This window comes from Stenotrophomonas sp. Steno-Z10-BAI, assembly GCF_056393115.1.
Genome location: NZ_JBWJOZ010000008.1, coordinates 141,606 through 154,598, shown reverse-complemented (window position 1 = coordinate 154,598; position 12,993 = coordinate 141,606). Strand labels below are relative to the sequence as shown.

At 68.5% G+C, this 12,993-nt stretch carries 13 protein-coding genes; 4 read left to right on the top strand and 9 right to left on the bottom strand.

Annotated features, from left to right (window positions below; all coding sequences use genetic code 11):
* The first annotated feature begins 99 nt into the window (after nucleotides 1–99).
* Complete coding sequence (locus AC06E9_RS17570; RefSeq protein ID WP_478056514.1) at nucleotides 100–1,545, top strand: FAD-dependent oxidoreductase; 1,446 nt, start codon at nucleotides 100–102, stop codon at nucleotides 1,543–1,545.
* Nucleotides 1,546–1,571: 26 nt separating this feature from the next.
* On the opposite strand, the gene AC06E9_RS17565 is transcribed toward AC06E9_RS17570, so the two are convergent.
* Nucleotides 1,572–1,868 carry a hypothetical protein gene (locus AC06E9_RS17565; RefSeq protein ID WP_121043907.1) on the bottom strand — a complete coding sequence of 99 codons (297 nt, stop codon included), beginning with the start codon at nucleotides 1,866–1,868 and terminating at the stop codon, nucleotides 1,572–1,574.
* A gap of 173 nt (nucleotides 1,869–2,041) precedes the next feature.
* On the opposite strand from AC06E9_RS17565, the gene AC06E9_RS17560 reads away from it, so the two are divergent.
* Complete coding sequence (locus AC06E9_RS17560; protein WP_121043904.1) at nucleotides 2,042–2,914, top strand: methylglyoxal synthase; 873 nt, start codon at nucleotides 2,042–2,044, stop codon at nucleotides 2,912–2,914.
* Between the two features lie 114 nt (nucleotides 2,915–3,028).
* Here the strand turns inward: AC06E9_RS17560 and AC06E9_RS17555 are convergent, their stop codons facing one another.
* The 3 genes from AC06E9_RS17555 to ttcA are packed head-to-tail and all read right to left on the bottom strand — an operon-like array spanning nucleotide 3,029 to nucleotide 5,742.
* Nucleotides 3,029–3,817, bottom strand: a complete 789-nt coding sequence (locus AC06E9_RS17555; RefSeq protein WP_282263396.1) for a M48 family metallopeptidase — start codon at nucleotides 3,815–3,817, stop codon at nucleotides 3,029–3,031.
* Nucleotides 3,818–3,874: 57 nt separating this feature from the next.
* A complete protein-coding gene (locus tag AC06E9_RS17550; protein WP_121043899.1) occupies nucleotides 3,875–4,780 on the bottom strand; it encodes a recombination-associated protein RdgC in 906 nt (301 codons plus the stop codon).
* Between the two features lie 50 nt (nucleotides 4,781–4,830).
* The gene (ttcA, locus tag AC06E9_RS17545) at nucleotides 4,831–5,742 is read right to left on the bottom strand and encodes a tRNA 2-thiocytidine(32) synthetase TtcA (RefSeq protein ID WP_121043896.1); all 912 of its coding nucleotides are present in this window, start codon (nucleotides 5,740–5,742) and stop codon (nucleotides 4,831–4,833) included.
* A gap of 96 nt (nucleotides 5,743–5,838) precedes the next feature.
* Between ttcA and AC06E9_RS17540 the strand changes: the two genes are divergently transcribed.
* Nucleotides 5,839–6,042, top strand: coding sequence for a YdcH family protein (locus tag AC06E9_RS17540; RefSeq protein ID WP_121043893.1), 204 nt, complete (start codon nucleotides 5,839–5,841; stop codon nucleotides 6,040–6,042).
* 69 nt (nucleotides 6,043–6,111) lie between these two features.
* Here the strand turns inward: AC06E9_RS17540 and plsB are convergent, their stop codons facing one another.
* From plsB to AC06E9_RS17520, 4 genes are all read right to left on the bottom strand, one after another.
* Nucleotides 6,112–8,826 (bottom strand): glycerol-3-phosphate 1-O-acyltransferase PlsB, encoded by a 2,715-nt coding sequence (gene plsB, locus AC06E9_RS17535; RefSeq protein ID WP_121043889.1) that lies wholly within the window; start codon nucleotides 8,824–8,826, stop codon nucleotides 6,112–6,114.
* Complete coding sequence (locus AC06E9_RS17530) at nucleotides 8,826–9,794, bottom strand: hypothetical protein (protein ID WP_461769759.1); 969 nt, start codon at nucleotides 9,792–9,794, stop codon at nucleotides 8,826–8,828. The genes plsB and AC06E9_RS17530 overlap by 1 nt, the downstream gene beginning before the upstream one ends.
* A 150-nt stretch (nucleotides 9,795–9,944) precedes the next feature.
* Nucleotides 9,945–10,670 (bottom strand): orotidine-5'-phosphate decarboxylase, encoded by a 726-nt coding sequence (gene pyrF / locus AC06E9_RS17525; protein ID WP_478056513.1) that lies wholly within the window; start codon nucleotides 10,668–10,670, stop codon nucleotides 9,945–9,947.
* Entirely contained in the window at nucleotides 10,667–11,590 is a 924-nt protein-coding gene (locus AC06E9_RS17520) for a 5'-nucleotidase, lipoprotein e(P4) family (protein WP_183073827.1), read from the bottom strand. Before AC06E9_RS17520 ends, pyrF begins: the two co-directional genes overlap by 4 nt.
* A gap of 111 nt (nucleotides 11,591–11,701) precedes the next feature.
* On the opposite strand from AC06E9_RS17520, the gene AC06E9_RS17515 reads away from it, so the two are divergent.
* The gene (locus tag AC06E9_RS17515; RefSeq protein ID WP_121043881.1) at nucleotides 11,702–12,370 is read left to right on the top strand and encodes a YceH family protein; all 669 of its coding nucleotides are present in this window, start codon (nucleotides 11,702–11,704) and stop codon (nucleotides 12,368–12,370) included.
* A gap of 79 nt (nucleotides 12,371–12,449) precedes the next feature.
* Here AC06E9_RS17515 and AC06E9_RS17510 read toward each other — a convergent pair whose 3' ends face one another.
* Nucleotides 12,450–12,986: a GNAT family N-acetyltransferase gene (locus tag AC06E9_RS17510; protein WP_121043878.1), complete on the bottom strand. Its 537-nt coding sequence runs from the start codon at nucleotides 12,984–12,986 to the stop codon at nucleotides 12,450–12,452.
* Nucleotides 12,987–12,993 lie beyond the last annotated feature (7 nt).

The following is a 12,993-nucleotide window of genomic DNA, read 5'->3' as shown; positions in this document are numbered from 1 at the left end:
CGCCTCGTGTTCCCACCGCTGTAGTGCCGGCCGCTGGCCGGCAACCTCACATTGTAGTGCCGGCCGTTGGCCGGCAACTCACCACCGCAGGGCCCACCCATGAGCCGCAAGCAAGCTTTCCAGTTCCTCGATCTGCCCCGGACGATGCCGCAGCGCATCCCGGTCGAACTGCGCACCTCCGGCGACTGGGGCGAGCTGTACGGCAAGTTCGGCAAGGAAGACGCGCAGTTCCAGGCCGGTCGCTGCCTGGATTGCGGCAATCCGTACTGCAGCTGGAAGTGCCCGGTGCACAACGCGATCCCGCAATGGCTGCAGCTGGTGCAGGAAAACCGCATCCATGAAGCGGCCACGCTGTGCCATTCGACCAACCCGCTGCCGGAAGTGTGTGGCCGCGTGTGCCCGCAGGACCGGCTGTGCGAAGGCAGCTGCACGCTGGAGGAATTCGGCGCGGTCACCATCGGCGCCGTGGAGAAGTACATCGTCGATACCGCGCTGGCCACCGGCTGGCGACCGGACATGAGCGCGGTGGAAGCCACCGGCAAGCGCGTGGCGGTGATCGGCGCCGGCCCGGCCGGGCTGTCTTGCGCCGACAAGCTGGCGCATGCCGGCATCCAAGCCGTGGTGTATGACCGCTACGAACAGATCGGTGGGCTGCTGCAGTTCGGCATCCCCAGTTTCAAGCTGGACAAATCGGTGATCAGCCGCCGCCGCAACGTGCTGGAGGGCATGGGCGTGCAGTTCCGCCTCGGCGTGGAGATCGGCCGCGATGTGAGTATCGATGCGCTGCTGGCCGAGTACGACGCGGTGTTCGTGGGCACCGGCGCATACCGCTATACCGATGGCGGCCTGCTCGGCCAGGACCTCAAGGGCGTGCTGCCGGCGCTGCCGTTCCTGGTGCAGAACAGCCGCATCGTCAGTGGCAGCGATGCCCATGGCCGGCCGATCGCTGGCTGGGAGGACCAGATCGCCCTGCCCGATCTGGAGGGCAAGCGCGTGGTGGTGCTGGGCGGTGGCGATACCGGCATGGACTGCGTGCGCAGCGCGATCCGGCTCGGCGCGGCCAAGGTGACCTGCGCCTACCGCCGTGACGAAGCCAACATGCCCGGCTCGGCACGCGAAGTGGCCAACGCCCGCGAGGAAGGCGTGCGCTTCCTGTTCAACCGCCAGCCGTTGTCGATCGAGGCGGGTGCCGATGACGAAGTGATCGGGGTGATGGTGGTCGAGACGACCCTGTCCGATCCGGATGCCCAGGGCCGCCGCAGCGCGGTGCCTATCGAAGGCAGTGAATCGCTGCTGGAAGCGGACGTGGTGATCATCGCCTTCGGCTTCTCGCCGAGCGCACCGGGCTGGCTGACTGACCACGGCGTAGAGGCCGGCAACAACGGTCGCATCGTGGCCGGCGGCAGTGGCCGCCTGCCGTTCCAGACCGCGCACCCGCGCCTGTTCGCCGGTGGCGATGCGGTCCGCGGCGCGGATCTGGTGGTGACGGCGGTGGCCGAGGGCCGCGATGCGGCCGGCAGCATCATGCAGCTGCTTTCGGCGTAACGGCGGGCCCTACCCAGGCGCGCCTCTCAAGCGGCGCGCGCTACCGCGGGTACCGGCGTGTGACGCACGCCGGCCCGCTCGATCTCCAGCGCCATCAGCAGCTCGATGTTGTCGAGCTGGTCGCGGATGCAGCGGTTGCTGACCACATCATCGTGGCCGCGCCCGATATGCGCATCCAGCATGCGCGCCAGCCCGGCCAGCAGCATCTCGGCATCGGCCTGGGGTGCCTCGCGCAGCACGGCGGCCAGCGCGCGGATGCGGCGGCCCGTCTCCGAGGCAGCGGGCGGGGATGAGGTGGTGACGGGGGAAGGGAAGAGAGTCATGGCAGGGGTTTCCTGATTGACGGGCGACCACCACTGTCGGATACGGCCCCTGTCGACACCATGCAACAACTACGAAAATGCGTGAAGGCGCGTGAAGCACATCACATTTTGCAGCTTGCATCGATGCAACCTGAACGGCTTACACTGGCGACGACTCCCTTTGGACTGCCCCCATGCGCATCGGCCTGGCCGCGAACCGCCTGCACCACCATGACAAGCACGCCGCGCTGTTCCGCTGGCTGCGCGCCAGCGACACCGGCCTGCGCGAACTGGGCGTCGAGCTGCATGCGGTCGGGCGCACCTTCGATGCGATCCAGCGGCTGGGCTTCCTGCAGGACTTCGCCCCGCTGCGGCGCTACCCGAACGGCCGCGAGGGCGGCCTGATGAAGCTGGTGGCCGAGGTGGTCGGGATGGGCACGCCGGAGCGCACGCTGGACGGCGCGATCTACCTGATGGACCCGGTCGATCCTTCCTCGGTCTTTCCGGAAGCCACCGCGCTCAAGCGCCAGTGCGTGATCCACGGTAAACCCTTCATCTCCACCGTCGCCACCGCGCGCGACTGGGTCGAGGTGGAGCGCCTGCATGCCGGCCTGGCGCCGGACCCGGGTGCCGATGACCTGCATGCCTTCGAACAGCACACGCTGGCCCTGATCGCGCATGACGCGATGAAGCCGGCGATGCTGGCCTTCGCCGATGAACACTTCGCGGTGCTGTCGCGGTTCCGCAGCCGCGTCGGCACCGGCACCACCGGGCAGCGCCTCAACGAGCTGGCCTGGGGCCGCGGCTGGCCGCAGGGCGAGGAATGGGTGACGCGCTACCAGAGCGGCCCGATGGGCGGCGATGCGCAGATTGCCGACCGCGTGCTGGAAGGGCATTGCCAACGCGCGATCTTCTTCGAAGATCCGCACGTCGCCCGCCAGCACGAAGCCGACATCCAGCTGCTGGAGCGTGCGGTCACCACCGTGACCGATCAGGCCGTGTGCATCACCGCGCCACGGGTGGCGGCGCGGTGGGCGCAGGCTGCGGCGGTGCGGATGGGCAACTGACGGCACACCGCTCCGGTAGTGCCGGCCGCTGGCCGGCTCCTCATCAACTCACCCCCGCGTGATTGGCGGCCAGCGGCCGGCACTACCGGTGAGGAGCGAGCGTTGCCGCCGCCGTTACGGTGCCGGGGTCAGCAGCTGCCGCAGCATCGCCTTGAGCCGCCGCCCTTCGAGCTGGAAATAGTCCCGCTCGGCATGCCACGCCGGGAAGCGCCTTTCCACTTCGGCCCAGAACGCCGGCGAGTGATTGGCCTGGATCAGATGGCAGAGCTCGTGCACCAGCACGTACTCGAACGCCGAAGGCCGCCCCAACACCAGGGCCAGATCGAGCGCCATGCTGCCATCCGGCGCCAGCGAGCCCCATTGCGAGGACATCACCTTCAGCCGCAGCCGCGCCGGTGCACGCGGCAGACCAGGCAGATAACGCGGCAGCCACTGGCCGACATCGGCACGGGTCTGGGCTTCGTAGAACTCGCGCAGGGTGCGGCGCAGCGTGGCATCGGTGCCACGGGTGGGCCAGTGCAGGCAGGCGCCCTGCTCATCCACGTGCATGTGCGCGTAGCGGCCGGCTTCCCAGCGCAGCGGCAGCAGCGCACCGCGCAGCGGCAGCACCCCCGGCTCGCCGATCACCAGCGGTGGCGGCAGGTTGGTGGCCTGGTAGCTGCGCAGTTGTTCGGACAACCAGCCGCGATGCTGGTCGAGAAAACGCTCGCCCATCACCAGGCTGGCGCGCGGTGGCAGGGTCAGGCGTACGCCGCGCTCATCGACGCTGAGCTTGATCCGGCGCGCACGCGGATCGCGCACACGCAGGACATCGATCTCGGCATCCTCCAGGCGCAGCCGTACCGTATCGCGCTGCAGCGTGCTGACAGCCGGCGAAATCAGGCGGCGGAGGAATCCGGACATGGGTACAGCATAGCGCCGGCCGTGACCGGCGCATGACTGGGGACTGATCGGAACCGATCAGTCCGCCTTGCTCAGCTTGAAGGCCTCTTCCAGCAGCAGGAACAGGCGGCGCACTTCGCCGCTCTGCAGGGCGAAACGGGCATCCAGTTCGGCGCGGCGGCCGTCATCGTCGGCGTGCTCGAGCTGGTCCAGCGCGCCATCCAGGAACTTCAGCTTGCGCACGATCAGGTCGTCGCCCAGCACGAAGGACAGGTTGTCCTCGAAGACCAGGGCCAGCTTGGTCACCTGCTTGCCGGCGTCCAGATGCTTGTCGATCTCGTCGCAGCGCAGTTCCTGGTGCTGGCACTTGACCACTGCACCGCCCTCGGCCGGGTCCTTCATCTCGCACTCTTCGCCCAGGCTCAGCCCGGTCGGCAGGGTTTCCCCGGCGATCCAGCCGGTCAGGATCGAGCGCGGCGCCACTTCGGCATTCAACGGCATCGCCGGGAAGCTGCCGAGCAGGCCACGGATGTCGGACATCATGTTCTCGCCCTTCTTGCTGCTCGAGCAGTCCACGGCGACGTACCCGTGGGTCAGGTCGATCAGCGCGTCGGTACGCGAGCTCTTCACGAAGGCGCGCGGCATCAGTTCGTGCAGCAGATCGTCCTTCATGCGCTTGCGCTCGCGGCCACCGGGCTTGCGGCCTTCCTTCTCTTCGATCTCCTCGAGCTTGCGCGCGAGCAGATCGTTGACCACCGCGCCCGGCAGGATCTTGTCCTCACCGCCCACGGTCAGCCACAGCGCATCGCCCACGCGGTGCGAGAACACGGCCTTTTCTTCACGGCCGAACGGCGAGATGAAGCCGCGCGAATTCATTTCAAGCGGACCGACCGGCTTGAGCAGCACCTGCGGCAGCAGGGTGTCTACGTCGGAGAAATCGGTGGCGGTCGGGAAGCGGAACAGCGTCAGGTTGCGAAAGAACATGGACGTCCAGAGTAAGAGCGTGAAAGGGAGGGCGGGCGCGCCGGCGTGGCTCAGGCCGGGCCGGGGGCGTGGCCGGGGTCGTGGGCAGTGCCGGCCCAGGCCGGCGGGTCGGGCAGCGGGGCCGCAGTGGCGCGCCCCAGTGCCATGAAATCAAACAGGGCCGGATCGGCCAGCTGCGAGGGATGGATGTTGCCCAGCGCGCGTGCGATCTGGTCGATGCGGCCGGGCTGCTCGCGTTCCCACTGCTGCAGCATCTGTTCCACCTGGCGGCGCTGCAGGGTGTCCTGGCTGCCACACAGCGTGCAGGGAATGATCGGGAAAGCGCGCGCCTGCGCGTAGGCGCTGATGTCTGCCTCGCTCACGTAGGCCAGCGGGCGGATCACGATATGCTGGCCGTCGTCGCTGCGCAGCTTGGGCGGCATCGCCGAGAGCTTGGCGTGGTGGAACAGATTGAGGAAGAACGTGGCCACGCTGTCATCGCGGTGGTGGCCCAGCGCGATCCTGGTGAAGCCGTGTTCGGCCGCATGCCGGTACAGCGCGCCACGGCGCAGACGCGAGCACAGCGAACACATCGTGCGGCCTTCGGGAATCACCCGGCTGACCACCGAATAGGTGTCCTGCTCGATGATCTGGAACGGCACACCGATCGAGGCCAGGTAGGTCGGCAGCACGTGCTCGGGAAAACCCGGCTGCTTCTGGTCCAGGTTCACCGCGACCAGCTCGAACGGTACCGGCGCTTTTTTCTGCAGCTGCAACAGGATGTCGAGCAGGGTGTAGCTGTCCTTGCCACCGGACAGGCACACCATCACTTTGTCGCCGGCCTCGATCATGCCGAAGTCCGCGATGGCCTGACCGACCTGGCGGCGCAGTTGCCGCGCCAGCCGGTCCTGCACGCCGCCGGGCGCGCGCGGATCGCGGGCGCGCGGGACGGGATCGGGCAGGCGGATGACAGCAGCGCTCATGCACGCATTCTACCGGCTGCAACGCGCCCTCACAGGGGCCGGGAAGTGACTGCGTTCACTCCCGGCGGTCATCGGGGATGTGTATGCTCGGAGCCTGTGGACACCATGACACCCGCCGATATCACTGCCCGCCTTGCCCTCCTTCGGCAGGAGCATCGTGCGCTGGATGATCAGATCCTGCGCATGGCCGCCAACGGCGACGATGAGCTTGAAGCCAAGCGCCTGAAGCGGCGCAAGCTGCAGTTGAAGGACTGCATCGCCAAGCTGGAAGACATGCTGATTCCGGACGAGCCGGCCTGAGCCAGCCACGCATCGCGTGGCTCTACCCGTAGGCAAGGACGGTGCGTCCGGATTGACGACGTGCCGTCGTCAATCCGTGGCGACCGGCTCTTCCGGCTTTGCCGCTTCCGGGCTGACACGCTCGATGGTATGGCGCAGCTCGCGGCCGAGGATGAACTTCGCATCCTTCGCCCACGCGTCCAGGCGCGCATCGAACAGCAGCTTGCTGTTTTCATCCGGCCACACCAGGCGCAGTTCGCGCAGCTTCTGGATGAAGCCGCGGAACAGCGTGCGGTCGAAGAACTCCGGCGCGGCCGGCGCATAGAGCAGGCTCAGGCGCTGCGCAGCCTGCTGGCACAGGCTTTCCAGCTCGGCCGCGCCCAACGTGCCGGGGCCGTTCTTCACCAGCACCGAGATCGCGATGTAATAGCGCTCGAACGCCTGCTGCAGCGAATGGCCGATCGCGCGCAGGCGGAAGACTTCGTCGGTCTGCCCGGTGTTGCGCGCCAGGATCCCGCCGTCGTCATCATTGATGTTCTGCAGCAGCCCTTCGCGCACGAACACGTTGATGGTCTGCTCGATGCGCTGGGCGAACTCGTCTTCGGTCCACGGCAGGAACAGCTCGGCCTGCAGGAACGGATACACCGTGCGGCCCAGCTGGACCAGCCCGGTGCGGCTCATGCGGCGGTTGTTCTGGAAGCAGCAGGCCACCCACGACGAGGCGGTGAACAGGTGGATGACGTTGTTGCGGAAGTAGCTCAGCAGCACCGCGGTGTCGCCACTGACGCTGAGCACGTCGCCCAGCGGGTGCTTGATGCGGGTGAGGACGTTGATTTCCTCGGCGTGGGCGATGATCCGCTCCGGCGAGTGCGGTGTCACCGTCACCCGGTCCGAGTAGGGCATCTCGACCAGCAGGGTCTTGCACAGTTCGATCTGCGCGATCAGGTCCGCCTCGCCCATCGCATGCTTGGGCGTGGACAGCAGCGCCAGCGCGAGCAGGTTGATCGGATTGACGTCGGCAGCACCGTTGATATGCACCTGGATGCGTTCGGCCAGGTGATCCACCGTGCCGGACAACCACGAGGGCTTCTCGTCTTCGCCCACCGGCTGGCCATTCCAGTCCGGTGCACGCTGGGCGAGCACGTCGTTGAGCGCGATCGGCTCACCGAAGTTCACCACGACCTGGCCGTAGTTCTGCTTGAGCACCTTCGGGATCGACCACAGCAGCGACCAGATCGATTCCTTTTCCTTCGGCCGGCCGGACAGTTCGTCCAGGTAGCTGCCGCCCTCCATCAGCTTTTCATAGCCGATGTAGACCGGCTGGAACAGCACCGGCTTGCGCGGCTGGCGCAGGAAGGCGCGCAGCGTCATCGAGATCATGCCGCCCTTGGGCTGCAGCAGGCGCCCGGTGCGCGAGCGGCCACCTTCGACGAAATACTCGATCGAGTAGCCGCCGGCGACCAGCTGCGCCACGTATTCGCTGAGCACCGCCGAGTACAGCGCGTTGCCGCGGATCGAGCGGCGGATGAAGAACGCACCGCCCTTGCGCAGCAGCGTGCCGACCACCGGCAGGTTGAGATTGATGCCGGCCACGATGTGCGGCGGCACGATGCCGCGGTCGTACAGCAGGTAGGACAGCAGCAGGTAATCCATGTGGCTGCGGTGGCTGGGCACATAGACCACTTCATGCCCGGGCGCGGCGGCCTTGAACTTGTCCAGGTGGTGGACCAGCACGCCGGCGTAGATGCGGTTCCAGACATGGCTGAGCATGAAGCTGGCCGAGCGCACCACCGGACTGGAGTAATCCGCGGCGATTTCCCACGCGTAGGCGTGGGCTTTTTTCCAGGCATCGGCCGGCTTGGAGTTGTCGCGCTTGGCCTGTGAGGCGATCGCTTCGCGCACCGTGTCCGCGTCGAGCACCTTGTCCACCAGCAGGCGGCGGGTCGACAGATCCGGCCCGATCACCGATTCGCGGATGCGGCGGAAATGGGTGCGCAGCACGCGCTGCAGCTTGCGCACGGTGCGTTCGGGGTCCAGCCCCTCATCGACCGTGGTGCGCAGCGAGATCGGCGGGGCGAAGCGCACGATCGTGCTGCGGCCGTTGAGCAGCACCGCCAGCAGGCGACGGAAACGACCCACCAGGGCCCAGTTTTCCGAGAACAGCACCGCGAACCAGCCGCTCTGCTTGTCCGGCGCGCGGCCGACGAAGATCGACACCGGCACCAGGTGCACGTCCAGCTCGCCGCGGGCGCGGTGCGCCTGCAGCACCTTGGCCAGCGAGTCCGAGTGGGTCTTGGCGCCACGCTGCTCGGGGATCAGCGAGTTGCTGCTGCTCCGGCGCGACAGGGCCAGGTAGGCGCGCCTGCGCCCGGTCGGGTCACCGGCGATCGGCACCAGCGGCGAGGGCAGGCCGGCTTCGCGGCAGGCCTTGTCCAAGATCAGCGCGTTGGACAGACCGTAGTCCTCCAGCACGTAGACCACCGGGCGGCCATCGTTGTACTGGCCGGGGTGTTCGGGTTCGATCTTCAGCGACAGCCACGGCTCGACCAGGCGGCCAAGCAGGCGCGCCCACCACGGCGGGCGACCGCTGGGGGGGCGGGTGCCGGGCACGATCGCGGACGGCACGACGGTGGACGGCTCCGCATCGACGGCAACGGCCTCCACGGGCGCGCCAGCGGCCGGTGGAACCGGGGCGGCAGCACCGTCGGACGGCACGGTAGCGGGCGACGAGGACATGGCGTCCGGCGTCTTGGGCGGCTCTTCACCGGGGAAAGGCAGGGGATTCTGGTTCGGCATCGGCTTCATTATGGCTTAGCCGATGCAGAAGCACCGTCCTTGACCGCCGCCGCCGCCTCTGCGTCGGCCGCTTGGCGGGCGTCATGTTCAGCTTGTGCGGCGTCGGCGGCCTGCAGCAGCGCATCGGTGTCTTCCAGCGTGCGGGTCACGTACCAATGCCCGTCGCGCCGTGTCATCCGCACCTGGGCGTCGATCTGTTCGCCGGCCAGCGTGTACTGGATCCGCACCACCGCGTCGTCGCCCAGCGCGGACGTCAGCTCGCCGCGCAGCTCGGTCAACGCCGCGTCCAGCGACAGCCCGTAACTGGCCAGGGCCGTCTTGAAGGCTTTGATGAAGGGCCCGAGCCGGCGCAGGCTCTCTTCCATGCCCGCGGCCTGCAGTTCGGCATCCGTGGACAGCCCGGCAGTGCGCGCGGTAGCGGTGAGCAGGGTGATGGTCGTCTTCGCCCGCTGCTTGTCCGTCAGTGGCGCCGCGGCGGCCCAGCGGCTGAGCGCGTTCACCACCTGGGTGTAGTGGGCGCGCTCGCTGTCGCTGTACTCGCTCTGGTTGCGCAGGTACTGCTCGCCGAACAATCCCATCGAATGGGCCGCCTGGCGGACCTGCGTGGCCTGGCCGGCGATCTGGGTATCGAACGAGCGTTGCAGCCGCTGCGGCGCGTCCGGCCGCGACAGCGCAGTGAGCATCGGCAGCAACTGCCCATCCAGCGGCAGCTCGGTCAGCGGCCAACGGCTGTGGCCCTGGCTCCAGGCGCCCTGCAGGCGCGCGTACTGGGCCGGCGGCACCGCTGCCTTCGCGTAGCCGACCAGATCGTTGTCGGCGACCCGCTGCGCCAGCTGCTGCAGGGCCGCGACCGGCTCGGACGCCGGTGCATCGGGGTCGATCTGCTTGTCCTTGCAGGCACTGAGCAGCACCAACCCGCACAGGGCCAGCGCCAACGCCTGCCCTCGGTACTGCCACGGCTTCAACGACATGGACATGAATTCGGACTCCCCGGACCGGTCCGCATCTTGCGGCCTGTTCGGTGACAGCGGCAAGCCGGCAGACCTACCGACCCTGCGCTCCGTGCGCAAGCCCTTGAATGTACAGAAAAACCAGGTGTGACGGGGCGGTGCCGCCCCGTCACCGCCTCAGCGCGCGGCGAGCGCCTGGGCGATCTCGGCCTGGATGGCGCGCGCGGCGGCCTGCGGGTCGCTGGCGAGCCGGATCGGGCGACCGACCACGATCGCATCGGCGCCATCGGCGAACGCCTGGGCCACGCCCACGGTGCGCTTCTGGTCATCCCCGACCGGCCCGCCGGGGCGGATGCCCGGGCAGACGATCGAGAAGCCGTCGCCGGTGGCGGCGCGGATCGGCCCAGCCTCCTGGCCGGAGGCAATGACGCCATCGATGCCGACGGCCTGGGCGGCCAGCGCGCGTTCGACCACCACCTCGACCGGCTCGCGGTCGATGCCCATCTGGGCCAAGTCGCTGCGCCCCATCGAGGTCAGCACGGTCACCGCCAGCAGGCGCATGTCGCTGCCGTTGGCGGCCGCGCAGGCCTCCATCATCGCCGGGTGCCAGCCATGGATGGTGGCGTAGCTCACCGGCCACTGCGAGAGGCGCTTGATCACCGCCGCGGCGGTGGCCGGGATGTCGAAGAACTTCAGATCGACGAACACCCGCTTGTCGCGTGCGGCCAGCGCCTCGAGCACCTCGAAGTACTCGCCGGAGGCCAGCAGTTCCATGCCGATCTTGTAGAACGACACGGCATCACCGAGGCGATCGACCCAGGCCAGCGCGTCGGCGCGGCCGGGCACGTCGAGCGCGAAGATCAGGCGCTCCTCGTCCCGCAGCGGCAGCGGCGCGCGGCTCACGGTGCGTAATCCAGCGCGGCGCGCTTGGCGTCGTGGCGGGCCTGGCGCGACTGGCTGTAATCGTTGTTGAACTGTGCCGGCTCGAAGCCGCCGTAGGTCGGGTTGGGCAGCATCCACCAGCGCTCGCCGAACCAGTCGTGGTACTGCTGCAGCAGCGCATCGCGGCCATCGTTGGTGTTGGCGGTGACTTCCACGAAGTCGCCCAGCTGGTCGCCGAACTGCATCAGCACGCGGTAGTTCTGGCCGGCCAGGCGGCGGCGGCAGTTCTTCTCGCTGCCGGCCTGCTCGCAGCCGTCCACCACGGTGCCCAGGCCGAGGAACACGCTGTCGTCGGCCACCGGCAGGCCCTGCTCGCGCAGGTTGGCCAGGGTGGCGTCCTTGAGATGCACGGCGCGGTTGGAGATGTACAGCAGGGTCACGCCCTTGGCGTTGGCGGCCTTGGCGAAATCGACCACGCCCGGAATCGCCTTGGCCTTCTTTTCGGCCACCCACTGGTCCCAGCTCAGCTCGTCGTATTCCTTGCCATCGCGCACCAGGCGCGCCTGGTAGGGCGAGTTGTCCAGCACGGTTTCGTCCACATCCAGCACCACGGCCGGCTTCAGGCCCTTGGCGGCATTGCCGCGTTCTTCAGGCACCAGCGCGTCCCAGTTGGGTTCCTTGAGGGCCTTGTCCAGGTGATCGGCGGCCGAACGGTAGGTCTGCTCGGTGATCGCCCGGTACTCCTGCGAACGCTGCATCCACAGCACGGCATTGAGGTTGTCGTTGGCGGCCACGGCGGCATCGCCGGTGGCGGCCGGTGCACTGGCCGCGGCAGCGGCGGCTGGCGGGGCGGCATCGGCCGGGGTTTCAGTGCGCTTGCAGGCACTCAGCGCCATAACGGCGCAGGCAAGCACGGACAGGGAAACAGCACTACGACGCATGGCATTCACCGGCAACAGATTCGCGCCAGTTTACCGGCTTGTCCCGCGGCATTCATGCCGCAGGCGGGGCTCGGCTATGCTGCACGCCCCTGAAACACCCCGGAGCGCCCCATGACCGACGACACCCAGACCCCTGCCCTGCCCGTGCTCAGCGCGGCCCAGGCCCGCGCGTTGGGCTGCCTGATCGAGAAGGAGGCGACCACCCCGGACGCCTACCCGCTGACGGTCAACGCCGCCCAGGTGGCGGCCAACCAGAAGACCGCCCGCGAGCCGGTCATGGCCCTGTCGGCCGGCGATGTGCACCACGCGCTGCGCCAGCTGGAGACCCTGGGCCTGGCGCGCCAGCAGTACTCCTCGCGCGCCGAGCGCTACGAACACCGCGCCGGTGCCGCGCTGGACCTGACCCGCCAGCAGCTGGCGATCCTGGGCCTGTTGCTGCTGCGCGGCCCGCAGACCCTCAATGAACTGCTGACCCGCAGCGAGCGCCTGGTCCGCTTCCAGGACGTGGACGAACTGCGCCACCACCTGGAGCGCATGATCCAGCGCGGCATGGCGGTCCAGCTGCCACGCGCCAGCGGCCAGCGCGAAGACCGCTACATGCACCTGCTGGCCGGCCCGGTGGACGTGCAGGCCTTGGCCGAGCAGTACCGGTCGGCGCCGTCCGGTGCCGGCGGCGGCGGTGCCACTCCGGTACTGGAGTCCCGCGTGCAGCAGTTGGAGGCCACCGTGGCCGAGCTGCAGGAACAGCTGGCAGAGCTGCGCGCACAGTTGGGGGGCTGAGAGCAGCCGACCAACGGTCGGCTCTACCCAGTGGTGCTGATTGGCTGGCTTGCGGAGCGCAGCCGAGCGACGGTCGGCTTTACCGTTGGGGGGCCGGCGCGCCCGGCGTGGCAAACAGCAGCACCACTTCTTCGTGTGGCGGCGGCAGCAGCAAGTCGCCGCGATCCTCCATGCCCAGCTTGCGCAGCAGCGCGGCGGAGCGCACGTTGTCCGGCGAGACGATGCCGTACAGATCGGCATGGCCGAGTACATCGCGCGCGTAATGCAGCACCCCGCGCGCGGCTTCCAACGCGTAGCCGTGGCCTTCGTACTGCGACAGCAGTGCATAGCCGATGTCCGGTGCCGGCAGCCCGGCGCGGCGGACCAGACCGGCGTTGCCCAGCCATGCGCCGTCCTCGCGGCGGATCACGGCGTACATGCCAAAGCCATTGAGGGTGTAGCTGCCGAGCACGCGCTCGGCGGTGTAGTCACGCGCCTGCGCCAGGGTGCGTACGCCGCGGTCGGCGATGTTGCGGATGAAACCGGGCTCGTTGAGCAGGGCCAGCATGTCGGCCGCGTCATGGTCGGGGTCGATCAGGCGCAGGTGCAGGCGGTCGGTCTGGATCACGGCGGACATGCGGGTA

Coding starts and splice junctions, on each gene's coding strand:
- AC06E9_RS17570 (WP_478056514.1), top strand. CDS start 100: ATGAGCCGCAAGCAAGCTTTCCAGTTCCTCGATCTGCCCCGGACGATG.
- AC06E9_RS17565 (WP_121043907.1), bottom strand. CDS start 1,868: ATGACTCTCTTCCCTTCCCCCGTCACCACCTCATCCCCGCCCGCTGCC.
- AC06E9_RS17560 (WP_121043904.1), top strand. CDS start 2,042: ATGCGCATCGGCCTGGCCGCGAACCGCCTGCACCACCATGACAAGCAC.
- AC06E9_RS17555 (WP_282263396.1), bottom strand. CDS start 3,817: ATGTCCGGATTCCTCCGCCGCCTGATTTCGCCGGCTGTCAGCACGCTG.
- AC06E9_RS17550 (WP_121043899.1), bottom strand. CDS start 4,780: ATGTTCTTTCGCAACCTGACGCTGTTCCGCTTCCCGACCGCCACCGAT.
- ttcA (WP_121043896.1), bottom strand. CDS start 5,742: ATGAGCGCTGCTGTCATCCGCCTGCCCGATCCCGTCCCGCGCGCCCGC.
- plsB (WP_121043889.1), bottom strand. CDS start 8,826: ATGAAGCCGATGCCGAACCAGAATCCCCTGCCTTTCCCCGGTGAAGAG.
- AC06E9_RS17530 (WP_461769759.1), bottom strand. CDS start 9,794: ATGTCCATGTCGTTGAAGCCGTGGCAGTACCGAGGGCAGGCGTTGGCG.
- AC06E9_RS17520 (WP_183073827.1), bottom strand. CDS start 11,590: ATGCGTCGTAGTGCTGTTTCCCTGTCCGTGCTTGCCTGCGCCGTTATG.
- AC06E9_RS17515 (WP_121043881.1), top strand. CDS start 11,702: ATGACCGACGACACCCAGACCCCTGCCCTGCCCGTGCTCAGCGCGGCC.
- AC06E9_RS17510 (WP_121043878.1), bottom strand. CDS start 12,986: ATGTCCGCCGTGATCCAGACCGACCGCCTGCACCTGCGCCTGATCGAC.